This is a genomic window from Psychrobacter sp. 1044 (genome assembly GCF_904846525.1).
GTDB lineage: Bacteria > Pseudomonadota > Gammaproteobacteria > Pseudomonadales > Moraxellaceae > Psychrobacter.
This window is the reverse complement of the sequence record NZ_CAJHAZ010000017.1, coordinates 1-24,911: the sequence shown is the minus strand read 5'-3', so window position 1 is coordinate 24,911 and position 24,911 is coordinate 1. Positions and strand designations below refer to the sequence as shown.

Sequence of the window (24,911 nt, the reverse complement as noted above, 5' to 3'; positions counted from 1 at the left end):
GAGATGCCGTAGCTGCGTTAATGAAAGAACAGTTACGGCGGTTAGCCCTTGCTGTCTATCAGCTTGGGCGTGGAAAATTGTTAATGAAAAATCGGATAGTCATCTGATAAAATTCTATAAACCAACCATTTTAGTGATAATTGCATAATGGTCTTCAAACATCATAGTAGCGTCAAGCTCAGCGAGTGGTAGCCAAAAAGCCGTGGCTGCATCGTCGCCACCTTTTACTTTTGGCAAGCCTTTTGGGTCATTTTTAAGTTGAAAATAAAAGGCTTGGGTAATCGTCCGACCACGTGCTGAGCGATATGGGTCGTCAAAGGTATGCTGACTATGACAAGAGCCGCGCAATACTGGCTCAGGGACTTTTAAGCGAGTCTCCTCACGTAGCTCACGGATACAGGCATCGAATAAGGTCTCTTTTGGATTTAAAAATCCGCCTGGTAATGCCCAAAGTCCGCGCCCTGGCATGCTGCGGCGCTCAACCAATAGAATATGTCCTGACTGGACAATCAGGGCATCTGCTGTCATAAAGGTTGGTGGATAAGGCGCTGATTCCCACTGTCTTTTATATTTATCAATAAAGTCGGCTTCTTCGTGCAGACTTTGATATTCGTCTGTTTTTTTGAAGTCATTCAAAACCTTGCGCGTCGACTCAGGCGTGCGTTCAGGAGTCGGGGTCGCGCCCATTAGATAGCTATCACGAATTGGGGTGGCGGATAGATTGTGATAGCTCGGTACTGAGACGGACGCCCAGTTGGGGAATAGTGATAAATAATATGAGGAGCTGTCTTTGGAATGACCAATCAAGCCGATATCAGTTTGCAAATCACCAGTGATAGACTTCACGCCTGCTTGCACGTACTGTAGCCAGCGTGTGTCGTTGTAGAGTGCATCATCTAGAGCAACGCAGTGAATACGTGCTGCTGCTTCTGCTGAATATGCGCCTTTAATCATGGCAGCACGCTCAGCGACGCTGAATGGATTGCGTAAACTACGCGGTAAGTTAGCAGAGCCGATCAACATAATGACATTATCAGCACGCTTCAATGCTTCGTCAATGACCGCTTTATGTCCACGATGGAAGGGCTGGAAACGCCCGATAAAAACCAAATAACGATAGTGTTTATTATCTTTAGCTGAACTTTGCTCTGATGATTCGCTCATATACGCCACTTTCCTACTACGGATATTTCATTGGTTAAAATTTATTGAGTAAAAAGTAATGACGCCAATACTGACACAGCCTATCACTCGCTGACAAGTATAAAGATGTTTAGAGGTGTGCGGTTTCTGATTATAGTTCGTACCATGCTGTAGTTAGGCTACAACCGCACCGCTATTTTAACGGGCGTGCTGCTCAATCCACGCGGTAACTGTTGGCCAAATCTCTGTCGCCGCATTGCGACTGATCATAATGCGGCTGTGCGTATAATCGTCCAAATCCCCATGGCTGAGCGAGTATTCTCGAAAAATATTGGCAGGGTTTTTAAAGGGTTCAAAAAACAGCTGACAACCACGAGTAGGGGAGATGAAATTGTCGCCTTTTGCGCTGATAGCATAGATAGGTATCGTGATTTTTGGCATCTGTTGCCGGTAGTCTAAAGGTGCATCATCAGCGGCGAATGTATCCATGCTGGCTGTATTAAATGTACGTTGCTTAAGAAAACTGCTGTTAAAGTTTTTTTGTAGATTCCAGTCGTACCACTGGTTCATCATATGATAGCTTTCATTAAAAGGCCCTAGCTTGATTTTTTTAGCAGGGATATAGCCAACCAGCCGCGTGAATAATTTTGCTACAAGAATTTTAGTATGATTTATCGGATTTATTGCAGCGCCATAAGCTTGGCAGGCAAACATGCTGGCGCTATTAATCTTATCGATATAGCAGGGATACTGGATCAAAAACATCGTTAAGCCAACCCCGCCGCCGCTATGGGTGACGCAATGTAGATTATCGAGTTTTAATTCCTCAAAAAGGTAGCGAAAAGTCGCTTCATAGTCATAGGTTGCAACCGTTTCGAAATTGAATTTTTCTTTGGGTATTGAGCTTGCGCCATGACCGCGCCATTCCATGATGTAGCAATGATGACCGAGGCGGGCTAGATACTCAGCGATTTTCAAACAGGTTTGTTTGTCCGAAAACGTGCCGTGCGTCAAAAATATGTTTTGCGATTTTATGGCAAAGGTATTGGTGGTAGGGGTATCGCTCTTTGTTTCGTCTTTTGTATTATCCACAATCTTCCAAACGGCTACTTGTTCGTCGTCTTTGGTCGTTACTAGATTCAGTGTTTGTGTCATCATAAGATTGATTCAACTAAAATATGAAATTTCTGCTAGCTCAAATGTAATGTTTAACAATGAAAATTATAGTAATAAATATAAAGATGCTAAAAAATTGCGTTATAAAATAACGTTTGAACATCCTCTTTTCTTCGATATCTAAGCGATCTCTATAGTCAATATAAAAGAATATCAACTGGAGTAATGGATTACGAAAAAATACCAACGCTACATGAATTTTGATATAGCGAGACATAATTTCTTTTACAGCTTTGGTATAGTCAACACCCTCCGGTACTAAAAGCGCGACGACTATAATAAGGGCAACAAGAATGCCTAATATAATAATCAATAAGTAAACCTATAAAAAGATATTTATGACAATACACTTTACCTTGTAAATAGATCTAAAACTAGCGCTAGAAAATAGCAAACATGATAAGTGCTTTGGTTGTATGGTTTCACACAGTGTTAGACATGCCGTAGCATTCGGAAGAAAGTAGGTGGTTAGTTAGTGTTCTAGGTGCTTGATAATCACGGTAGCTGTCTTTATATAGTAGGGGATATATCAATCATTAGATAAGCGCTATTTATCGTAACTATTTCGTCATTGTTAATAAAGCATTGATAAAACCGATAGCAGTCATTTGTGAGCATTTTGGTTTAATTCACAGTAGCGCAGTCGGAATTGTCGTCTGAGTACGTTATAATAGCTGCTATAAATTGAGCAAAATGTTATAACAACGGCAGTCCGTATTTTAAGACAACAGACCGTAATGATTGATAACCCGCATAACTTATACCCGCTACCTAATTTTAAATTCACGACACAGTAGCCATGACAGATATAGCGTTTGTGTCATAACGCATAGGACATATTATGAGTGAGCACAACCAAGCTGAGAGCCAACTAGACCAGTCAGCAGACTATGAATCAGCGCTAGATACTGAGCAAACTGTAGCAAAAAGCAATATTACTATTACTGAGTCAGCCCAAAGCTACTTAGCAGATTTGTTATCCAAGCAGGATACCGATGGTATCGGCGTGCGTATTTTCGTTGAGCATCCAGGTACGCCGCGTGCAGAGTGCTGTATGGCTTATAACCAACCGGGCGAAGAGGATAGCGCTGACCTGCGTTTTACGTATGACAGTTTTTCTGCCTTTATCGAAGCGGCGTCAGTTCCTTATTTAGAAGATGCGGTGATTGATTATAATAAAGACCGTTTTGGTGGTCAGCTGACCTTCCGTGCACCAAATTCTAAAGTGCCTAAAGTGGGTGCGGATGCCAGTGTCGAAGAGCGTATCAACTACGTATTGCAGTCAGAGATTAATCCCGGCTTAGCGGCGCATGGTGGCGACGTACAGTTGCTTGAACTGATTGATGAAGAAGGCGTTGGTCTGACTGCGGTATTGAAGTTTGGTGGTGGTTGCCAAGGCTGTTCAGCCGTTGACATGACCTTACGTCAAGGCGTTGAAGTGCAGCTGAAACAACAAATTCCAGAGCTGACCCAAGTGATTGATGAAACCGATCATACCCGTACCGAAAACGCTTACTATAAATAGAAATCTCAGTAAAAGCAAAAGCGTTAAGTAATATCTGAAGAGTTATTTTAATTAAAAAGCCAAGTTTTGATGAACTTGGCTTTTTTTATTGCTATGATTTGGTAGATTGTTTTTTAGCTGAATTTTCAGTGACATATTGTTGATTAATAATTTGTTGATTAGTCATTTATTGATTAATAGCTTTTATCGAAATAAAGGAATATATGATGAGTGATGAACAAGCAGCCCAGCAAACAGCCCAAAAATCAGCGACTCCTCAACGTCTTGAAACCTTGGCTATTCATGCCGGTTATAGCGTTGAGCCAACGACCAAAGCGGTCGCAGTGCCGATTTATCACACCAGCTCGTACGCCTTTGATAACACTCAGCATGGTGCTGATTTGTTTGATCTAAAAGTTGCAGGTAATATCTATACCCGTATTATGAACCCGACCAATGCCGTGTTAGAGGAACGTGTCGCGGCGCTCGAAGGTGGTATCGGTGCCCTTGCCGTAGCATCTGGCATGGCAGCCATCACTTATGCAATTCAAACCATCTGTGAAGCGGGCGATAATATCGTTGCTGTGTCGACCTTGTATGGTGGTACTTATAATTTATTTGCCCATGCGTTGCCACGTCAAGGCATCGAAGTGCGATTCTTCGATCATAAAGACCCTGAAGCGATTCGTAATCTAATCGATGATAAGACGAAGATGGTCTTTGCCGAAAGCATCGGTAATCCATTGGGCAATATCGTAGATATTCAGGCATTAAGTGATATTGCTCATGAATATGGTGTGCCAGTCGTGATTGATAGTACGGTTGCCACGCCTGCGTTATGTCGTCCTTTTGAGTTTGGTGCGGATATCGTGATTCATTCATTGACCAAATATATGAGTGGTACAGGTACGTCGATTGGTGGGGCGATTGTCGATAGTGGTAAATTCGCATGGGGCGACTATCCTGAGCGTTTTCCGTTATTAAACACGCCAGATCATAGTTATCACGGTGTGAACTTTGTCAAAGACGTGGGCGCAGCGGCATTTATCGCTCGTGCTCGCGTGGCGCCACTACGTAATACGGGCGCGGCACTTAGCCCATTGAATGCCTTTGGTATTTTGCAGGGCATGGAGACATTGAGTCTACGTATGGAGCGTCATGTGCAAAACGCCCAAGCCGTCGCAGAATATCTACGTGACCATAACAAGGTTGCTTGGGTAAAGTATGCGGGTTTACCGGATCATCCTGAGCACGAGCTTGCCAAAAAATACATGAAAGGTACGCCATCTGCTATTTTGACCTTTGGAGTCAAAGGTGGTCTAGAAGCAGGTGCACGCTTTATCGATGCGCTGCAATTGATTACTCGTTTGGTCAATATAGGTGATGCCAAATCACTAGCCTGTCATCCAGCGACGACCACGCATCGCCAGCTTAATGAGCAAGAGCTCGAAAATGCAGGTGTAAGCACTGATATGGTACGTCTATCAATTGGTATCGAGCACATCGAAGATATCAAAGCGGATCTTGCGCAAGCATTAGCCTCGGCTTAGTATTAAACGCTTTCTATTGAACTGAACCATGTGAACTGAGCAATGTGAACTGAATAATTTGTCTCATTGCCGATAATAAAAAAGCCCATATCAATCGATATGGGCTTTTTTTATTATCGGCAATGACAGATTTTTATAAGTTAAGCAGATAGTACACGCTTTGCAATATCTCTATAATCTTGTGAGGCCAATCGTGGTCCAAACTGTTGAATCACCTGCGCCGCCACTTCGCTGGCAAGACGACCACATTCAGGCAAGCTATAGTGCTGCGACAACGCGTATAAAAATGCTCCTGCGTAATTATCACCGGCACCGTTGGTATCAATGACATTAGTAACGATTGGTGTAGCAACTTCATAAATCTCAATCTCTGATTTGTCATCAGCTTTATGGGCGATCGTTGCACCATTGGCACCATCAGTGACGACTGCCGTCTGGCAATACTCAAGCAGTGCGCGTGCGGCTGCCTTGACTTGTTTTTTGTCCGTAAAGAGTTTGGCTTCCTCACTATTACAGAATATCACTGCCACTTTATTGCCCAGCATATTGAGTAAACCGTCTTTGGCAAACTTCACCACGGCAGGATCAGCAAAACTTACGGCAATTTTTGCAGAATGAATCCCTGCTTGATGACGCAACTGAGTCATGGCAGGCTGAATACTCTCAGTCATGGCCAAGTAGCCTTCTATATATAACCAGTCAGCTTGTGTCAGCGCATCAAAATCGACATTTTCTGCGGTGATTTCGCTTGAAGTACCGAGATAAGTTTGCATGGTGCGCTCGCCATCTTCGGTCACTGCGACCACACATGAACCCGTTACTCCGCCTGCATGGATAGATTTCTCTGAAGTTGCAACACCTGCTTCATGTAAGTCTTTGAGATAAAACTCGCCTTGTTGATCGTCACCGACGCGGCACGCATAAAATGGCTTGCCGCCTAAACTTGCAAAGGTGTACATCGTATTGGCCGCTGAGCCACCACCAGCCTGCTTTGATGGTGCAATTTCTGCCAGTTTAAAATACGCCAATAATTGCTGTTGCTCGTCGATACCGGCCAGCGTCATATTACCTTTGGTCAAATCAGTCTCTTCTAGCGCCGCATCTGACAATACATATTCATGGTCAACCAATGCGTTGCCTATCGCCATTACATTGTACATTGCTCACTTCTCCTCAATAGTTTTATAACTGTCTTTAATATGAATATCCAAAAATTATTCAGCTTGTAGCTCAAGTAAGCGCTGATATAGCGCATTCTTTTTGACGCCAGTAATGTCAGCGCCCAATGCAGCGGCTTTTTTAACCGATAAGTCCTCAAGTAAGCGCTGCAATAATTTATCATGAATACTGATGTCATCCGCATCCTGCGCCACATTCACGCCAGCGACGACCACGACTATCTCACCGCGCTGTTGATTGTCATCAGCTTTGACAAATTCTACCAAATCCCCAAGAGTGCTTTTATGGACAGTCTCAAAGGTCTTAGTCAATTCACGGCAAAAAGTGACTTCACGATCTGCGCCAAATATAGTCGCCATGTCTTCTAAACTGGCGATAATACGGTGCGGTGCTTCATAAAATATCAACGTTTCAGTACGTGAGTTTAATGCTGCTAATTGCTTTTGGCGACCGTGGGTTTTGGCAGGTAAAAACCCAATAAAGCTAAAGCGGTCTGAGGGCAATCCTGCGACTGACAGTGCGGCAATGGCAGCAGAGGCACCAATGATAGGAGAGACTCTAACGCCAGCCGCATGAGCAGCCTGTACCAGTTGATAACCTGGATCACTGATGAGTGGCGTACCGGCATCACTAATCAAAGCAACCGAATGACCTTGCCCGATCATCTCGATAATTTTGGGTGTTTGAATGGCACTATTGTGTTCATGATATGCCCAAAGCTTGTTATGACCTTTTTGCTTGGTCGCGATATCAGCGTCTGTCACGTTACTATCGGTATTATTTTTAGTGTTAGGAGCTTCTGACTCTTTTTCGTCGTCGGCTTTACTGCCTTTGGTATCAATGCCAAAATGCGACAATAGCTTACCTGAGGTACGGGTGTCTTCACAGGCAATGATGGCGACTTGTTTTAAAACATCGATGGCATGCGGCGTCATATCGCTCATATTGCCAATCGGCGTGGCAACGATATATAGACAAGCTGGCATCGCGGTAGGGCTAGACATGAAAACCTCGGAGTATTAAAAGCGGGAATTAAAATATAATGTGGCGCGCTGACTGACAAAACTGGTCAAAAATAGGGCTTAAGCAAAGCATAAAACACCATACCAGCATCTGCACGCGAAAGTGGCTAGTTTAGCATGATGTGCTATGATAATTCTGAAATGTTAACGAGACCCATCGACCTTATGTGCAGTCATAAACCTTTGAACCTCACTTCACCAAAGCAGCGCCAAGGCAGTCTGTTCGAGCAGCAGGCGTGTGAGTTTTTACAATCGCAAGGATTGATTTTGATTGCCCAAAATTGGCAGCAGCCCAAAGTGGGTGAGCTGGATTTGATTATGCTGGAGACAGGTTCAGCATGGTCGACATTGGTATTCATTGAGGTGCGTCAACGGCAGCGTTCAGGTTTTGGTGGTGCTGCACTGAGCGTGACGGCAAGCAAACAACGTAAAGTGATTAAAACGGCGCAATATTTTTTGCAACAGCATCCTGAGTATGAGGATTATGACTGCCGGTTCGATGTTATCGCTTATGATACGGTAGGTACTCATATTAAGACCAGTGGTCAAAACATAGCAAATCAACCACAATGGCTCAAAGGTGCTTTTATAGCAGATACGTGATAATAGGATGTAAAAGCAATCCAACTAGAAGGTAGTAAGTACTTATCATCGAGTGAGCGTTACCAAAAACCTAACCGCTGATAGTAAAAATTAAGTAAAGTAGCTAAGTTGTTATTAACTGAATTAACAGTTGTCAAAACAAACGTTACTAGATTAAAACTGGCTCAATCAATTGACTTTATACTATCGTCACACTCATGTTCTAAGAGGTAAATCATGACACGGATGCATTTGCGCACTGCTATTTTTGGCTCATCAAGCCGCACCGCGATAGGCGTTATGCTAATGACCAGCATCGTCACTACGGGCTGTACCACCAATTATTTGACCAACAGTACAGAAGGTACGTATGGTGTGCCGATGACAGAGCGTACCATTCCGCAGAGACTACTGGATCGCAGTATCGAACATACCGTCAAAATCAATGTTTATGGGTTAAAAGAAGACCTGCAACAAACCAGTCGTATGGGTATTGATAGCTTTAATAGTGAAGTGTTATTGACAGGCGAAGTACCCACTGAGGCCATCAAAGTAGAAGTCGAAAAAGTCGTCAGCTCTATGCCAGATGTGCGTCATGTCTATAATGAGCTAAACGTCAGCGCGTCTAAAGGCTATAGCTCGACGGTTCATGATGGCTATATCACCTCAAAGCTGCTGGCAAAAGTCGCCGCGAGTGATGGCGTCAAAGCCTCACAGATCAAAGCCGTGACCAATGATGGTGTGGTTTATATCATGGGACGTATGACACCGACTCAGCAGAGTCACCTAATCGATATCGCCAATAGCACCGTTGGTGTGACTGAGCTGGTGCTGCTGACGACCGTCGTTGATGACAGGGGCGTAAAGATAAGTAAAGACGACATTATGTCTGAAAATAACTTGGTAAATCCTGCTTCAGCGCCAGTCGTTGTGGACGGGGTAGCTGCTGCTAGCGTTAATAATTCTGAAGCGCCAGCGTCCGTTGCTACATCGACTCCTATCGTCGTGACCGAAGATGGCACAACCGTTGAGCAACCGTCATCAAGCCCATATATAGACCTGTATCAAGATCAGTAAAAAGTATTCTAAAATACAGCTGTTATTTATTAATAAAACAAAAAAACAGTGGCTAAATAGCTTGTAGGGTAAGCTATTTGCCCCGTCAGTTTAAACCGTGTTTAATGACAAGAAACCTAAACACTGTTAACAGGAAAAACACGAGAACGTCTGAGCCAGCCAGTAAGATATAAAAGCGAATAGTAGATAAGACAGGATTAGTGCTTATTTTATAAAAGGGCTATCGCAGTGCTGTTAATTTTGATCCATGTATAAATATAATAGGGATACTGGCAATGAAGGATGCAAATAAGCGCTTAGAATATAATAAAAGCCGTCAAAAAATAAATAATGAAAGCATGATTAATAATACTGCTAGCAAAGTAGGCATTCTAAAATTCACAGGTGTCGCCGCCTTAGCACTGGGTAGCGTTGCCCTAGCCACCCAGAATGCGCAAGCCTTATCGCCACTGGCTATCGTCAATGGCATTACTGCTAGTGGCGGCGTTGGCGTCAGCAAAAACATTCTCTATGGTGATGAGCCCGATCAAGATTTGGATATTTATTATCCCAAGCCATTAGCACAAGCGATGAAAGCCCAAAGCGCTATCAATGATGGTGCGATTAATGATAGCTATCCGATGGTGGTGTTTGTCCACGGTGGCTCGTGGGAGAGTGGTAATAAAGAACAGTATGCCTTTGTTGGTCAGAGTTTGGCGCAAGCAGGTTATGTCACCGCCGTAATTAATTATCGTAAAGCGCCTGAGCATGTGTACCCTGATTATGTCAAAGATACGGCGCAAGCGATTGCTTGGAGTATCAATAATGCTCCGAGCTTACATGCTGATCCTAAACGCTTGGCGGTAATTGGACATTCTGCTGGTGCATTTAACGCAGTTGCAGCGGTCGCCAATGAAGATTTTTTAGCGCCTTATGGTATTAAGCCAGAGGATATTACTGCGGTCGTGGGTATTGCTGGTCCTTATAGTTATGACTTCCGCAAATTTGATAGCGCCACCGCCTTTGCTGCTGATGCTACGCCAGATGACGTCATGCCAGACCGTCAAATCAAAGGCGAGCAGCCCCCGTATTTATTGTTGACTGCCGAAAAAGACAAAGTGGTATATGCGACCAATACGATTAAAATGACCAAAGCGTTGCAAGAGGCGGGCGTCACCGTAGAAAACGGTGAAATAAAAGGTGCCAGTCATGCGACCAGTATTGGTGCGATGGCACCGCCGCTACGTTGGGTCAATGATGTACGCGCGCAAGTACTGACGTACTTGGATAAAATGCTCAAATAATGGATGGCAATCAGAAGTTAGGTGCAGTTGCGTAAGACAGTACTGTAAGATGCTTAAACTCTTGTTATAATGTCGTCACTTTAAATCTATACCCTATCTGACACTTTAAGGCAGAATATTCTATGAGCATGAACGCTGACGATTTGATTGCATTTTTACAGACTCACTTCCCAGACGCTTTTATTCAAGCTGCCAATCAAGGTAATAAGTTTGATGTACGCGTGGTTGATGCCAGTTTTGAAGGTAAGCGTGCCGTGCAACGTCAGCAGGCGATTTATGCATTAGTCAATGATAAGATCGCCAGTGGCGATATTCATGCGCTCAATATTCAAGCGCTGACGCCTGCTGAATGGGACGTTCAATCCAAAGGCTAGACCGTTATACATATGATTGGGCTTATTAGACTGGCTATTATATTGGCTGGGTGTGATTGGTCTGATTTTCACTATTTTAATACTCATCGTTAGGTTGTCACTTCTATGGATCAATTTTTAATCACTGGTAGTAGTCGTATCGCAGGGGAAGTTACTATCTCAGGCGCCAAAAATGCTGCTTTGCCGTTACTTGCCGCTATGATATTGGCCGAGACGCCAACGACATTGCACAATGTGCCATCGTTACAAGATGTGCGGACGTTGATTGAATTGATCGGTGGTATGGGTATCAAAATCCAAAAGCAGGACGATACTGTCACCTGCGATACCAAGAATATCGATAATTTCTATGCACCGTATGATTTAGTAAAGACCATGCGCGCATCGATTTTAGTGCTTGGACCATTGCTGGCACGTTTTGGTGAGGCAGAAGTGTCATTGCCTGGCGGCTGTGCCATTGGTTCACGTCCTGTTGACCAACACCTAAAAGCCTTTGAAGCGATGGGTGCTGAAATTAGTGTCGAAAATGGTTACGTAAAAGCACAAGCGCCAAAAGGTGGTAAGCTGATTGGTTGTAACTACTCTTTTGATATGATTACCGTGGGCGGTACTGAAAACGTCATTATGGCAGCCGCACTTGCCAAAGGTACGACCGTTTTAGGTAATTGTGCCCTTGAGCCAGAAGTCGTTGATTTGGCCAATATGTTGGTCGCGATGGGTGCTAAAATCAGCGGTATCGGCACTTCGATTATGACCATCGAAGGCGTTGAGCGCTTACACGGTTGTGAGTATTCGGTTGTACCGGATCGTATCGAAACAGGCTCATACCTTGCTGGCGCACTCATGACGCGTGGCGATGTGTTGACTAAAAACACCTCTGCGCTATTACTAACACCTGTGTTAGAAAAATTCGAAGATATGGGTGCCATTATTACCACTGGTGATGGTTGGATTCGTGCGCAGATGAAAGGTCGCCCTAAAGCGGTTGATATCCGTACTCAGCCGCATCCAGGTTTCCCGACCGATATGCAAGCGCAGGTCATGGCTATTGCGTGTTTGGCGGATGGTACGAGTACCTTTATCGAAAATATCTTTGAAAACCGCTACATGCATGTCCCTGAGCTTAATCGTCTAGGTGCTTCTATCCAAGTAGATGGTCATACGGCCGTAGTAAAAGGCGTCGAAAACTTCACCGCTGCCCCTGTGATGGCGACTGATTTACGTGCGTCTATGTCATTGGTGATGGCAGCGGCAACTGCTGAAGGTGAAAGTTTAATCGACCGCATTTATCATATCGATCGTGGCTATGAGCATGTCGAAGAAAAGCTGCGTGCGCTTGGGGTCAATATCGAACGTATCAATACTAATGACTAATATCGATTTGCTTATCAAATCCATGACCTAAATGATTGATACGATTGGCATTGATATGAATAGCTTAGCAATCTACCATTATTAGTAACCTACCACTAAAAGCCCCCTTCAGCGGGGGTGTTAACTGCACATGGACATTATGTCATTATGACTGAAGCAAGCAATAGCCTACCAAATGATGGTTTATTAAATGAAGTAAATGATGAGTTTTCAGGTTTAACACTGGCCTTATCAAAAGGTCGTATTCTAGAAGAGACCATGCCACTGCTACGCGCAGCTGGTGTTGAGTTATTAGAAGATCCTGAAGCCTCACGCAAACTTATTTTTCCAACCTCAAACCCCAATGTGCGTGTATTGATTTTGCGTGCCAGTGATGTGCCAACCTACGTTGAACATGGCGCGGCTGACTTTGGGGTGGCGGGTAAAGATGTGTTGCTTGAGCATGGTGCCAACCATGTCTATGAGTTACTTGATTTGCAAATTGCTCAGTGTAAGTTGATGACAGCTGGCGTAAAAGATGCGCCGCTACCCAATCGTCGCCTACGTATTGCGACCAAATACGTCAATGTTGCCCGCGCTTACTTTGCCAGCCAAGGTCAGCAAGTAGATGTGATTAAACTGTATGGCTCTATGGAGCTTGCGCCGTTGGTTGGATTGGGTGATTTGATCGTCGATGTGGTTGATACAGGTAATACGTTGCGCGCCAACGGTCTTGAAGCACGCGATCATATTTGCGATGTGTCCTCACGCCTTATCGTCAATCAAGTGAGCTACAAGCGTAAATTTGCGTTACTTGAGCCGATTTTAGATAGCTTTAAAAACAGTATTGCCAGCGCTTCATAAATTAATTCCTAATGAATCAATGCTTTATCAAACGATACTAATCATTGGTAATCTCAAGCATTGTCATACAAATTTTTAAACCAGTTTAGCGCTATAAGATAGATATAGCGTGCTAAACTGGTTTTGTTGTATTTGCTTGCCAGAAAGTATGAGGTTAGTATAATCTGAACAAACTAAATATATAAAAACTGGTATATCAGCCATCACAATTATTATTAATACTCAAGACCCCTCATTTTTACATCGCTAATTTTCAGCAGTCTTTTATGCTCAGATATAGGATTAAGTCATGCGCCAACTAAGTACCCAAGATGCCGATTTTGACAGTCAATTGACAGAGTTACTTGCCTTTGAAACCGTCAATGATGTCGATTTGTTAAAGACCGTTGATGATATCATCGCGCAAGTTCGGCATGATGGCGATCGCGTCGTACTGGCGTTAACCCAGCAATTCGATCAGCATCCAGCGACGACAATGCAAGAGCTAGAGCTGTCTAAAGAGACGCTTGCTGAAGCGTTTGCGAATCTTGATGATACAGTAAAATCCGCATTGACCACCGCAGCAACGCGTGTGCAGACCTTTCATGAGCGCCAAGTACAAGAGACTTGGCAGTATGAAGATGAGCTTGGTAATCGCTTGGGTCAAAAAGTCACTGCACTTGATCGAGTAGGCATCTATGTCCCTGGTGGTTTGGCCTCTTATCCATCTTCTGTATTGATGAATGCCATTCCTGCCAAAGTGGCGGGTGTTAAAGAGGTCATCATGGTGGTGCCAGCGCCAAAAGGCGTGCTCAATCCATTGGTGCTAGCCGCCGCACATTTGGCACAAGTCGACCGTGTCTTTACCATCGGCGGTGCGCAAGCGGTTGCTGCCTTGGCATATGGTACCGAAACGATTCCAGCGGTGGATAAAATCACTGGCCCTGGTAATAAATATGTTGCTGCCGCCAAGCGCGCAGTATTTGGTCAAGTTGGGATTGATATGATTGCTGGTCCTTCTGAAGTATTGGTCTATGCAGAGGGCGAGGCGCAAGATCGCGCCGATTGGTTGGCGATGGATTTATTGTCACAAGCTGAACATGACCGTATCGCTCAAGCTATCTTTGTCACGACCAGTGAACAGCAGCTTGCAGACGTAGCGGCTGAAATTGAAAAAGCGCTGGCAGAGTTGCCAAAAGCCGATATCGCCCGCGATTCGCTAAAAAATCGTGGCGCGCTTATACTGGTTAAAGACCGCGTTGAAGGTATGGCGGTGATTAATAGGGTTGCGCCTGAGCATTTAGAGTTGTCAGTTGATCATCCTGATGCGCTACTCAACGATATTCGTCATGCAGGTGCTATTTTCATGGGACGTCACACGCCTGAGGCGATTGGTGACTACTGTGCAGGACCCAATCACGTGTTGCCAACCTCTGGCACTGCGCGTTTCTCTTCACCGCTTGGCGTTTATGATTTCCAGAAGAAATCCTCTATTATTTATTGTACTGAAGCTGGTAGTAAGCCATTGGCTGAGACCGCAGATATTTTAGCGCAACGTGAGGACTTAGAAGCCCATGCGCGCTCAGCCCGTTATCGTTATCAGTAACGTGGCTTAATGATTACTTTTGAATTGTACTTTTGAGATTTATATTTAATAATTTATGTGGCTAATAGTAGGATAACTTATGAGTGAGTTAAAGATAGACACCAGACTTTGGTCATCTAAAGCGCGTAATTTGTCACCTTACGTTCCTGGTGAGCAGCCTCAGCATGAAAATTTATGCAAATTAAATACCAATGAAAACCCATTCCCACCGTCACCGAAAGTAGGCGAGGCAATCGCAAAAGTCCTAGAGCAGCAAGCGGATGATCTGCGTTTATATCCAGCGCCTGAGTCTGATGATTTGCGTGCCGCATTGGCACAACTCTATGATATTGATATCAACCAAGTGTTTGTTGGCAATGGCTCTGATGAAGTATTGGCGCTAGTATTTGCCAGCTTTTTTCTAAAAGAGCGACCTGTTTTAGCACCCGATATCAGCTATAGTTTCTATCCAGTCTATGCGCAGACCTTTGGTATCGAGCTGGTACAAATCGCCTTGGAAGAAGATTTTAGTATTGATCCTGATGCTTATCGCCAGCCTTGTAGCGGCATCATCATTGCCAATCCAAATGCCCCAACTGGACTGCTATTATCGCTTGCCGATATTCGCAAGCTGGCTAGTGAGCACTCAAATTCAGTGATTGTGATTGATGAGGCTTATATTGATTTTGCGCAGGCAGCTGATGGCAGTTCAGATACAGAAATTTCAGCAGTGAGTTTAATCAATGAGTTTGACAACATTCTTGTGACCCAAACCTTTTCAAAGTCACGTTCGCTTGCTGGATTACGCGTTGGTATGGCTTTTGGTAATGCCTCATTGATTGAAGCCTTAACCCGTATGAAAAACAGCTTTAATAGCTATCCACTGGATAAGCTGGCGCAAGTAGGGGCAACTGCCAGTGTATTGGATGTTGAGTATTTTACCCAGACTTGCCAGCAAGTCATCGACTTACGCCACTCTCTGACAGCAGAGCTGACAGCGTTAGGTTTTGATGTGTTGCCATCGCATGCCAACTTTGTTTTTGCCCGTCCTAAAGACGGTAATGCTAATACGGTAGCGAATGCGTTACGTGAGCAAGGCATCATCGTCCGTCATTTTGACAAGCCACGCATCAATGAGTATTTGCGTATCACTACCGGTACAGCAGAGCAAAACAACCGTTTGATAGATGCTCTAGAGATGTTGCAAAAAGAGGCTGAAATCATTGCTGATTAATATCTGGTTCGCGATTTAAATCTTTATAATTGCATCACGATGCTTGTATTGATCAAAAAGCCTGCCAACATTGTGTTGAGCAGGCTTTTTGATGGACTTCTTTGGTCGTACTTTTAGAACGACCTTAAGGATATTTATGGATATTTTCTTGAGTTAAAACGCTTAATAGATTACCGACTTTATCCAAACATTCTTGGTATTCAGCATGGCAATCAGAGGCGACAGTGATACCACCGCCTGCCCATAAGCTGATATGTCTTTTTTGATCCAACTCATTATGTGATGAAGTGTTAGCTTGCAGCGTACGAATGAGCACATTCCATTGACCACTACCATCAAAGTTCATATAGCCCAATGTGCCGCAATAAGCACCGCGCGGTGCAGTTTCTAGCTCAGATATAATTTCAACCGCTCGCTTTTTTGGTGTGCCAGTAATCGAGCCAGCAGGCAAACTACCAAACAAAACGGCGAGTGGGTGAGTGTCCGTCTGTAATTCTGCGGTAATGGTGCTGACCATATGGTGCACATTGCTAAAACTCTCAATTGCGAATAACTGCGGCACTTTTACGCTGCCTATCTTGGCATATTTACCCAAGTCATTACGCAATAAATCGACAATCATCACATTTTCGGCGCGATCCTTTTCACTATCAGTCAGTTGCTGTTTATAAGCATGGTCTTGTTGAATATTAGTGCTGCGCGGCATGGTCCCTTTGATGGGCTTAGTGATGATATGGTGCTTGCCAGTATCGATATCCTTGGTAAATGTAAAAAACAACTCAGGCGAGCAGCTCAATAATTCAAACGGATGCTGGGACGTATTATTTTTGATTTCACGGTTAAAGGGATTAACCGCTAAGTATCCAGCAAAAGGTGCTCGGGTATTACGATGTAAAGCAGGTAAGTAATCAATCAGCATCGGCAAAGCGCTATTATCGCTAGGGTTATGATCAAAAAAACCTTGCCATTCTTGGGTTAGGTTGATTTGATAACAGTCGCCTTGCTGTAGATATTTTTGGGTTTGATTGAATGCTTGTTGATAGTCTTGTTTGCGCCATCGTGACTTTAATACTAAAGGAGCAGGCAGTGGTGATGCTGTCAGTTGCGTTTTATTGAGACAGTTATCAGCCAGATTTTTATCTACTATATCTAAATAAGAGACAAGTGCCTTGATAATTTTATTTTTTTGCTGATTATCAGAGTCGTTAGCAGTTGCCTTTATCGTTAATTTCCAACCCGTGTTGCCATGATTTTTCTCAGGTGCTAAGTAAATATCATAATGTCCTAATACGGCACAAGGCTGTGCTGCTCGCTCAATTTTGGCGGCCGGGCTTAGCTCATGAGCCGCAATATCATAACCAATAAAACCTATCAGACCATGATGATAACTTGGTTTTTCATTTAAATCGCTTACTGATTCTGAGTTTTCATTATCAATCTCATAAGTTTGACTATAACTGATTAATTCATCTTGCCAGTCGTTATAACTCATATGAGTGATATCATTGTGGACGGCGTCACGGCAGGTTTTTGTGACTTGATAAAGGGCTGCTTGTTCGTTCGAATTTGACGTGTTTTCAGCGCAATCATAAACAGACCAGCTTACTTTTGGCAATAAGCCAATCACCGGTCGGCCATCATTGTTGAGCCAAACCAATTGCCAGTTTGCCTTAGTATCTTGTGCGATTAAATACTGCTGTAGCAGCGGCATAAGTTCTGCAGCCGATAGGTCACCAAAACGCCAGCTAGGTTTAGTAGCTGGCGATGGATCAGACATTATTTGCTCAGTTTTGAGAGGATGTGCTGCGAGCATAGTTAGGCGTCAAACTTTTTAATGATTAATGTGGCATTAGTACCGCCAAAGCCAAAGCTGTTGCTCATTAGTGTCTCAAGCTTGGCTTCACGCATTTCGGTGACAATATCAAAGCCTTCAGCCGCAGGGTCTAAATTATCAACATTGATACTGGGCGCAATGAAGCCTTCTTGTAGCATCAATAAGCAATAGATTAATTCTTGCGCACCAACGGCACCAAGGCTATGACCTGTCATAGATTTAGTAGAGCTGATCGCAGGTACTTGACTGATATCATCGCCAAATGCTTTAGCAATGGCTTTAAGCTCAGTGATGTCACCAAGTGGCGTACTAGTACCGTGGCTATTGATATAGTCGACAGTTTGCAAACCAGCTTCGGCCAGTGCTTGCTGCATACAGCGCACGGCACCTTCACCACTTGGCGCAACCATTTCAGCGCCATCAGAGCTGGCACCATAACCGACGATTTCAGCCAGTATATTGGCACCACGTGCTTGGGCATGCTCTAGACTTTCAACCACTACCATCGCACCACCAGCAGCAATCACAAAGCCATCACGATCTTTATCATAAGCTCTTGAGGCGCGCTGCGGTGTCTCATTATACTGCGTACTGACTGCACCCATCGCATCAAACATACAAGACTGTGTCCAGTGTTCCGCTTCGCTACCACCCGCGAGTATCACATCTGCTTTGCCTAACTGAATAAGTTCAGCCGCATGACCGATACAATGCGTCGACGTCGCACACGCAGAGGTGAGCGAGTATGATACGCCTTGGATTTTTAAACCTGTTGCCAATGCCGCTGATACTGAGCTGCCCATCGTTTTTGGCACAGCCATCGCGCCGACACCGCGCAGACCTTTATCCCGCATGGCATCTATGGCATTGACGATATTCTCTGTCGATGCGCCGCCAGAGCTTGCGACCACGCCCACGCGTGGGTTATTATTGATGGTTTCAAGCGACAAACCAGACTGCTCAATGGCGTTTAAAGCACTAACATAAGCGTATAGACTGGCATCACTAAAAAACCGCTTCAACTTACGATCGATACCACTGGTATCAAGCGTCGACTGGTCGATACTACCGCTAACGTGTGATTTAAACCCATGCTCAGCATAAGCCTCATTAAATGTAATGCCAGACTGCCCTTGCTTTAGAGCGGCAGTAACCGTGGCTAAATCATGTCCGATACAAGAGACGATCCCTGCTCCAGTGATAACAACGCGGCGCATATTCTATTCCTTATGAGTAACAATTTTTCACAATTACTTTTAATAATCGTTTTTAAGTATGTATTTCTATTATTTAATATTAGGATGTAGTGAGCGTCAAAGCCTCATTTTACAGTCATTGTGATGATCATAGTAAAACTATATGCTTGGTAACTGATTATTTATAAGTAACGAACTACTTATAAATAGAAGTACAAGTGTACTGTGAGTTATGGCACATGATAACGTATCGAGCGTCCAAAATCTTTGTACAAGTGCAAAATAACGACAAAATCGCGCTTGCTGTCTAAAGTTATCTATAAAGACTATTTGGCTTAAGACAGCTTGCACAATGGTATCAATCATACATTAAGTGATACTTTTGGATACAAAATTTGTGATTGCGATAACATTGTTCGCACTGACATCGATTATAGTGATTGACTAGAATGGCACATCTATTATTATAAATCGCTTACAATAAAACAAAATTACTCATCACATTAAGGACATCAAGATGGCGAAGCGTAGCACTCTCTCTAAAGGTATCACTACCGTTGGCTCTTTTACTCGCAACAATCTAGAGCGCGTGGGCGCTATGATTGATAGCGTGAATGCTAAGACGGGCAAACCGCGTCAATACAAAGTAGTCAACTTAGGCGATGAAGACTATCAGCAGGATTTATTCCGTGAGCAAACGTTAAAAGCCACTCAGCAATTATTAGGGCCACGTTTTGCCACTTATGGTAAATATGCCAAAAAAGTAGTGCCAAACAGTTTTTTTCAGTCGACGGTCGATAGCGCTTTTGCACAAGTGGCAAACCTTGCCTCTAATTGGAGTCAGATTGATTTACCTAATGAGCATCGTTTCGCCAATATCGCAAGCTTAGATGATGAAGAGCGTTATGCATTAGCCACTGATATCGCCAATCAAAATCGTGCATTGGCAACGATAGGGGGCTTAACAGGTTTGGCTGGGCTTCCTGGTCTGCTGGCTGATACACTTTGGCTTTTATTGGTATCATTACGTACCGTCTATCAGTTGGGTGCTGTCTACAATAAACCACTCACAGGTAAGCAAGGCGTCAAAATGGCATACGAGCTGCTAGCGAATGCTGATCTGAGCAAGATGCAAGAAAAACAAGCATTGCTAGCAGGTATTGGTATCGGCAAAGGCTTATTGGATAATGCCCAAAGCAGTGGTCTACATAATGAGCTAAAAAACCTAGGTCTAAAGGATAAAAACGTCAACTTTTATGCAGAACAAGTTGACAGTATTGCCAGTCAGGTCGGTATTGACTTGGATAAAATCAATTTAACATGGATACGCAAATTCTTACCAGTTACCGCTGTTATCGTTGGTATGCGCTACAACAGCCAGCTCATTGATGAAGTGATTGGCGTGGCTCAAGCGACTTTTGCCCCAGAAGCCAAACTTGCCAATCGTGCAATCACTGATGATAGCGGTAATGAAGCTAAGGTAAACAAAACAGCTGACAATGACAAGCAGCAAGATGCTGAGAAAGAGTCAAGCAAGGATACCGATAGCAAGAAAGATACTACTAAAGAAAAAAATAACCATCAAGAAGCTGATGAAAAGGTCGTAAAAAAAACGCAGAAAGACGACAATGACAACAATGATAAGCAAGGCAGTCAGAACAAATCCTCTGACAGCAAATCAAACAAGACGGCTAACAAGAAAAGCAAATAAGAACACCTAAATAATCAGACTTACCTGTTTTCTTTCTTCAGCCAGCTTATATCATAGAAGGATTATGAGCTGGATATCTACTACTAATTTTGGCGATAGTGTCTTCTTTCTCTTGAAAAACAAGATAATATCGCCATTTAGTATTTATAAATTGCTATTTATTTATAGTCAAACATTCTATTTAAATCGTTCGTAATGCTACTTTCGATATACTGTATGACAATCTACTTTTTAGCTGATTTTTAACTAAAAATAGATAAAGTGTTATAGTAGTAGGGTGAATGCATATCTATCAAATGTTGTAAAGTGCAATCACGCATAAGTGGTTGAAATAGCAGCAACAACTCTTTATAATACACTGTCCTAAAAATGGGTGTACCAAAATCTGTCGTTAAAGTCAGATGGATGGTGCTTTTCCCCATTTTTTTGTTTTATACCAAACGGGAGAAGGATGCCTCATGGCAACAACTAACCAATTGATTCGTAAAGGTCGCAAAACCATCAAGGAAAAGTCAAAAGTTCCTGCGTTGGAAGCGTGCCCACAACGTCGTGGTGTATGTACTCGCGTATATACTACTACCCCTAAAAAACCTAACTCAGCCATGCGTAAAGTATGTCGTGTACGTTTGACTTCAGGCTATGAAGTATCAAGCTACATCGGCGGCGAAGGTCATAACTTACAAGAGCACAGTGTTGTTCTTATCCGTGGTGGTCGTGTCAAAGATCTACCAGGTGTACGTTATCACACCGTTCGTGGTGCATTAGATTGCGCAGGCGTAAAAGACCGTAAGCAAGGTCGCTCTAAATATGGTGCTAAGAAGCCTAAAGTTTAATAACGAATCGTTATTAGCTAAGCTTTTTTATACCAAACATTAACTGTGCATGGGTCTGGTGTTGACAGTATTATTAAATTAGTAATTCACTGTTAAAACATACCGCCGTGCAGTAAGGCTGACTGACAACTCGATATAACGCCATCCAATATTAATTGGTGCGAGATTGTGAATGTCAGACACTCCTGAAGAAAAGGATATTTATTATGCCAAGACGTCGCGTCGTTGCTACCCGTGAGATCCTACCGGATCCTAAGTTTGGTAGCCAAACTGTTGCAAAATTCATCAACCATGTAATGAGTCATGGTAAAAAATCTACTGCTGAGCGTATCGTTTACGGTGCACTTGAAACAGTAAGCGAAAAACGTAAAATCGAAGATCCAGTATCTTTCTTCGAAGAAGTTTTAGAAAATGTACGCCCAATGGTAGAAGTGAAAGCTCGCCGCGTTGGTGGTGCAACCTACCAAGTACCAATGGAAGTACGCCCCTCCCGTCGTACTGCCTTGGCTATGCGTTGGTTAGCTGAAGCTGCTGCTAAGCGTTCTGAAAAATCAATGGCTTTGCGTTTGGCTGGCGAATTGAATGATGCTGCTGATGGCAAAGGCGCTGCTATGAAAAAGCGTGACGAAGTTCACCGCATGGCAGATGCTAACAAAGCGTTCTCTCATTACCGCTTCTAAGCTACTGTCTATTAGTAGTAGCTTTAGATTAGCTGGCTGAAGTCAGCTAATCTTACATTGTTATTTATTCTATTGATTGCCGCCATCGTTTATCTTGTTGTAAGTAGTTTTTGACTATCAACAGCGAGATGGCGGACATCTATCAAGATGTCTCTCTTAATTAAGCATGCTTGTCACAAGAGAGCATCCCAAATCTGATGCCGCACTATTCTTAGTATTTGCTCTTTTTTTGTCCGTATTAGGCTCAATAATCAGTAAGTAATATGAAGCTGACCGCTTTGTCATAGAGTATGAGGTAGAGACACAATACATTATTATATACACGACTTTTCCTAGGAAAACACTATGGCTCGTAAAACTCCCCTAAAACGCTATCGCAACATTGGTATCTCAGCGCACATCGATGCTGGTAAGACAACCACTACTGAGCGTGTTTTATTCTATACCGGTGTTAGTCACAAACTTGGTGAAGTACATGATGGCGCAGCCACTATGGACTGGATGGAGCAAGAACAAGAGCGCGGTATTACTATTACCTCAGCGGCGACGACTTGTTTTTGGTCAGGTATGGCAAAACAGTTTGACGAACATCGTATCAACATTATTGACACCCCAGGTCACGTTGACTTCACGATCGAAGTTGAGCGTTCTATGCGTGTACTTGATGGCGCTTGCATGGTTTATTGTGCAGTAGGCGGCGTTCAGCCACAGTCTGAGACCGTATGGCGTCAGGCAAATAAATATAAAGTTCCACGTCTTGCATTTGTAAACAAAATGGATCGCGTTGGCGCTGATTTCTATCGTGTCATTGAGCAGATCAAAACTCGTCTAGGTGGTAATCCTGTGCCATTGGTTATTCCAATTGGTAAAGAAGATGACTTCGAAGGCGTTATCGATCTAGTTACGATGAAAGCTCTTTATTGGGATGAAGCATCTCAAGGTATGGAGTTTGAAGAGCGCGAAATCCCAGCTGAATTACAAGAAAAAGCAGAAGAGTATCGTGAGATTCTTGTAGAAAATGCGGCTGAAGCAACAGAAGAATTGATGAATGAGTATCTAGAAAATGGCGAGTTGTCTGTGGAGCAGATCAACGTTGCTATTCGTCAATTGACTATTGATAACCAAATCATTCCATTACTTTGTGGTACTGCCTTTAAAAACAAAGGTGTACAAAAGATGTTGGATGCGGTTATTCAGTATCTTCCAGCACCAATGGATGTACCTGCTATTAAAGGTATCCTTGATGACAAAGATGAAACTGAAGGCACTCGTGAAGCGTCAGATGAAGCGCCATTCTCAGCTTTAGCATTTAAAATCATGAATGACAAATTCGTTGGTAACTTAACCTTCGTTCGTGTTTATTCAGGTGTTTTAACGCAAGGTAGCAGCGTTTATAACCCAGTTAAAATGAAGCGTGAGCGCGTTGGTCGTATCGTACAGATGATGGCTAACTCTCAAGAAGAGTTGCAAGAAATCCGTACTGGTGATATCGCTGCATTGGTCGGCATGAAAGATGTAACGACTGGTGACACGCTATGTGATGAGCAAAATGTTATCACGCTTGAGCGCATGGAATTCCCAGATCCAGTTATCAGCCTAGCGGTTGAACCTAAGACCAAAGCTGACCAAGAAAGAATGTCAATCGCTTTAGGTCGTTTGGCGAAAGAAGATCCATCGTTCCGTGTACACACTGACGAAGAATCTGGTCAGACAATCATCAGTGGTATGGGTGAGTTGCATCTAGAGATTCTTGTGGATCGTATGAAGCGTGAGTTTAACGTTGAAGCGAACATCGGTGCGCCGCAGGTTGCTTATCGTGAAACGATCCGTAACACGGTTGAGCAAGAAGGCAAATTCGTACGTCAGACTGGTGGTCGTGGTAAATTCGGTCACGTTTGGTTACGTCTTGAGCCACTTGATCCAGCGGGCGATACTGAATATGAATTCGCTGAAGAAGTTGTTGGTGGTACTGTACCGAAAGAATTCCATGGTGCTGTTGATAAAGGTATCCGAGAACGCATGAAAAATGGCGTACTTGCTGGTTATCCAGTGGTTGGCGTAAAAGCGACCTTGTATGACGGTTCTTACCATGACGTCGACTCGGATGAGCTATCATTTAAGATGGCTGGTTCTATGGCATTCAGAAAAGGCTTCATGGCAGCAGATCCAGCGCTACTTGAGCCAATCATGAAAGTTGAAGTTGAAACGCCTGAAGATTATATGGGCGATATCATGGGCGATCTTAACCGTCGTCGTGGTTTAGTACAGGGCATGGAAGACCTACCTGGCGGTACTAAGCAGATCCGTGCCGAAGTACCATTAGCAGAAATGTTTGGTTATGCCACACAAATGCGCTCAATGTCACAAGGCCGTGCTACTTATTCAATGGAATTCCAAAAGTACGCTGAGATTCCAAAATCAGTTGCTGCTGACATCATCTCTAAATTCAACAATAAAGATGATGACGAGTAAGTAATCGTCTATTAAATATGACAATGTAGCTATTATCTCTATGTTGTCGTAGAAGAATACGCCAATAATTGGTTAAAAGACTTGTTATTGGCGGTGATTTTCTTATAATGTCTGCACATTAGTATGTGTACCCTTTTAACAATTATCTTAATGTGGTCAAGATCGTCTTTGTTATCGTATTTATACGAGCTTAGCATTTGACCCCAAAAAAAGAGGAAATACCCATGGCAAAGGCCAAGTTTGAACGCGTAAAGCCACACGTCAACGTCGGTACAATCGG

The 24,911-nt window shown here is 43.5% G+C and carries 20 protein-coding genes; 14 read left to right on the top strand and 6 right to left on the bottom strand.

What is annotated here, in order from left to right; genetic code table 11:
* Positions 1-114: 114 nt before the first annotated feature.
* Both JMX82_RS11655 and JMX82_RS11650 read right to left on the bottom strand, forming a co-directional pair.
* Positions 115-1,164, bottom strand: a complete 1,050-nt coding sequence (locus JMX82_RS11655; RefSeq protein WP_201540657.1) for a bifunctional nicotinamide-nucleotide adenylyltransferase/Nudix hydroxylase — start codon at positions 1,162-1,164, stop codon at positions 115-117.
* 177 nt (positions 1,165-1,341) lie between these two features.
* The gene (locus JMX82_RS11650) at positions 1,342-2,301 is read right to left on the bottom strand and encodes an alpha/beta fold hydrolase (RefSeq protein WP_201540656.1); all 960 of its coding nucleotides are present in this window, start codon (positions 2,299-2,301) and stop codon (positions 1,342-1,344) included.
* A gap of 859 nt (positions 2,302-3,160) precedes the next feature.
* On the opposite strand from JMX82_RS11650, the gene nfuA reads away from it, so the two are divergent.
* Positions 3,161-3,844, top strand: coding sequence for a Fe-S biogenesis protein NfuA (nfuA, locus tag JMX82_RS11645; RefSeq protein WP_045455268.1), 684 nt, complete (start codon positions 3,161-3,163; stop codon positions 3,842-3,844).
* 206 nt (positions 3,845-4,050) lie between these two features.
* On the top strand, positions 4,051-5,373 hold the full coding sequence (locus JMX82_RS11640) for an O-acetylhomoserine aminocarboxypropyltransferase/cysteine synthase family protein (protein WP_201540655.1): 1,323 nt from the start codon (positions 4,051-4,053) through the stop codon (positions 5,371-5,373).
* Positions 5,374-5,513: 140 nt separating this feature from the next.
* Here JMX82_RS11640 and JMX82_RS11635 read toward each other — a convergent pair whose 3' ends face one another.
* Positions 5,514-6,533 (bottom strand): adenosine kinase, encoded by a 1,020-nt coding sequence (locus tag JMX82_RS11635; RefSeq protein ID WP_198330257.1) that lies wholly within the window; start codon positions 6,531-6,533, stop codon positions 5,514-5,516.
* 54 nt (positions 6,534-6,587) lie between these two features.
* Positions 6,588-7,556, bottom strand: a complete 969-nt coding sequence (gene rsmI, locus JMX82_RS11630) for a 16S rRNA (cytidine(1402)-2'-O)-methyltransferase (protein WP_201540654.1) — start codon at positions 7,554-7,556, stop codon at positions 6,588-6,590.
* A gap of 135 nt (positions 7,557-7,691) precedes the next feature.
* On the opposite strand from rsmI, the gene JMX82_RS11625 reads away from it, so the two are divergent.
* From JMX82_RS11625 to hisC, 8 genes are all read left to right on the top strand, one after another.
* A complete protein-coding gene (locus JMX82_RS11625) occupies positions 7,692-8,177 on the top strand; it encodes a YraN family protein (RefSeq protein WP_201540653.1) in 486 nt (161 codons plus the stop codon).
* Positions 8,178-8,393: 216 nt separating this feature from the next.
* The gene (locus JMX82_RS11620) at positions 8,394-9,233 is read left to right on the top strand and encodes a BON domain-containing protein (protein WP_201540652.1); all 840 of its coding nucleotides are present in this window, start codon (positions 8,394-8,396) and stop codon (positions 9,231-9,233) included.
* A gap of 275 nt (positions 9,234-9,508) precedes the next feature.
* Positions 9,509-10,516 carry an alpha/beta hydrolase gene (locus JMX82_RS11615; protein WP_227676707.1) on the top strand — a complete coding sequence of 336 codons (1,008 nt, stop codon included), beginning with the start codon at positions 9,509-9,511 and terminating at the stop codon, positions 10,514-10,516.
* A 122-nt stretch (positions 10,517-10,638) separates the two neighbouring features.
* On the top strand, positions 10,639-10,890 hold the full coding sequence (locus JMX82_RS11610) for a BolA family protein (RefSeq protein ID WP_010200621.1): 252 nt from the start codon (positions 10,639-10,641) through the stop codon (positions 10,888-10,890).
* 105 nt (positions 10,891-10,995) lie between these two features.
* On the top strand, positions 10,996-12,264 hold the full coding sequence (gene murA / locus JMX82_RS11605) for a UDP-N-acetylglucosamine 1-carboxyvinyltransferase (protein ID WP_201540651.1): 1,269 nt from the start codon (positions 10,996-10,998) through the stop codon (positions 12,262-12,264).
* A gap of 147 nt (positions 12,265-12,411) precedes the next feature.
* Entirely contained in the window at positions 12,412-13,107 is a 696-nt protein-coding gene (hisG, locus tag JMX82_RS11600) for an ATP phosphoribosyltransferase (RefSeq protein WP_045447985.1), read from the top strand.
* Positions 13,108-13,396: 289 nt separating this feature from the next.
* On the top strand, positions 13,397-14,692 hold the full coding sequence (hisD, locus tag JMX82_RS11595; protein WP_201540650.1) for a histidinol dehydrogenase: 1,296 nt from the start codon (positions 13,397-13,399) through the stop codon (positions 14,690-14,692).
* 79 nt (positions 14,693-14,771) lie between these two features.
* Positions 14,772-15,905: a histidinol-phosphate transaminase gene (gene hisC / locus JMX82_RS11590; RefSeq protein WP_201540649.1), complete on the top strand. Its 1,134-nt coding sequence runs from the start codon at positions 14,772-14,774 to the stop codon at positions 15,903-15,905.
* Positions 15,906-16,029: 124 nt separating this feature from the next.
* Here the strand turns inward: hisC and JMX82_RS11585 are convergent, their stop codons facing one another.
* Complete coding sequence (locus tag JMX82_RS11585) at positions 16,030-17,682, bottom strand: anthranilate synthase component I family protein (RefSeq protein WP_227676704.1); 1,653 nt, start codon at positions 17,680-17,682, stop codon at positions 16,030-16,032.
* Between the two features lie 38 nt (positions 17,683-17,720).
* On the bottom strand, positions 17,721-18,956 hold the full coding sequence (locus tag JMX82_RS11580; protein ID WP_201540647.1) for a beta-ketoacyl-ACP synthase II: 1,236 nt from the start codon (positions 18,954-18,956) through the stop codon (positions 17,721-17,723).
* 496 nt (positions 18,957-19,452) lie between these two features.
* On the opposite strand from JMX82_RS11580, the gene JMX82_RS11575 reads away from it, so the two are divergent.
* The 4 genes from JMX82_RS11575 to fusA all read left to right on the top strand — a co-directional run bounded on the left by JMX82_RS11575 (position 19,453) and on the right by fusA (position 24,631).
* Positions 19,453-20,646 carry an EcsC family protein gene (locus JMX82_RS11575; RefSeq protein WP_201540646.1) on the top strand — a complete coding sequence of 398 codons (1,194 nt, stop codon included), beginning with the start codon at positions 19,453-19,455 and terminating at the stop codon, positions 20,644-20,646.
* A gap of 458 nt (positions 20,647-21,104) precedes the next feature.
* Complete coding sequence (rpsL, locus tag JMX82_RS11570) at positions 21,105-21,479, top strand: 30S ribosomal protein S12 (RefSeq protein WP_011281154.1); 375 nt, start codon at positions 21,105-21,107, stop codon at positions 21,477-21,479.
* 206 nt (positions 21,480-21,685) lie between these two features.
* Positions 21,686-22,159 carry a 30S ribosomal protein S7 gene (rpsG, locus tag JMX82_RS11565; RefSeq protein ID WP_021814163.1) on the top strand — a complete coding sequence of 158 codons (474 nt, stop codon included), beginning with the start codon at positions 21,686-21,688 and terminating at the stop codon, positions 22,157-22,159.
* 345 nt (positions 22,160-22,504) lie between these two features.
* Positions 22,505-24,631 (top strand): elongation factor G, encoded by a 2,127-nt coding sequence (gene fusA / locus JMX82_RS11560; protein WP_055125899.1) that lies wholly within the window; start codon positions 22,505-22,507, stop codon positions 24,629-24,631.
* Positions 24,632-24,911 lie beyond the last annotated feature (280 nt).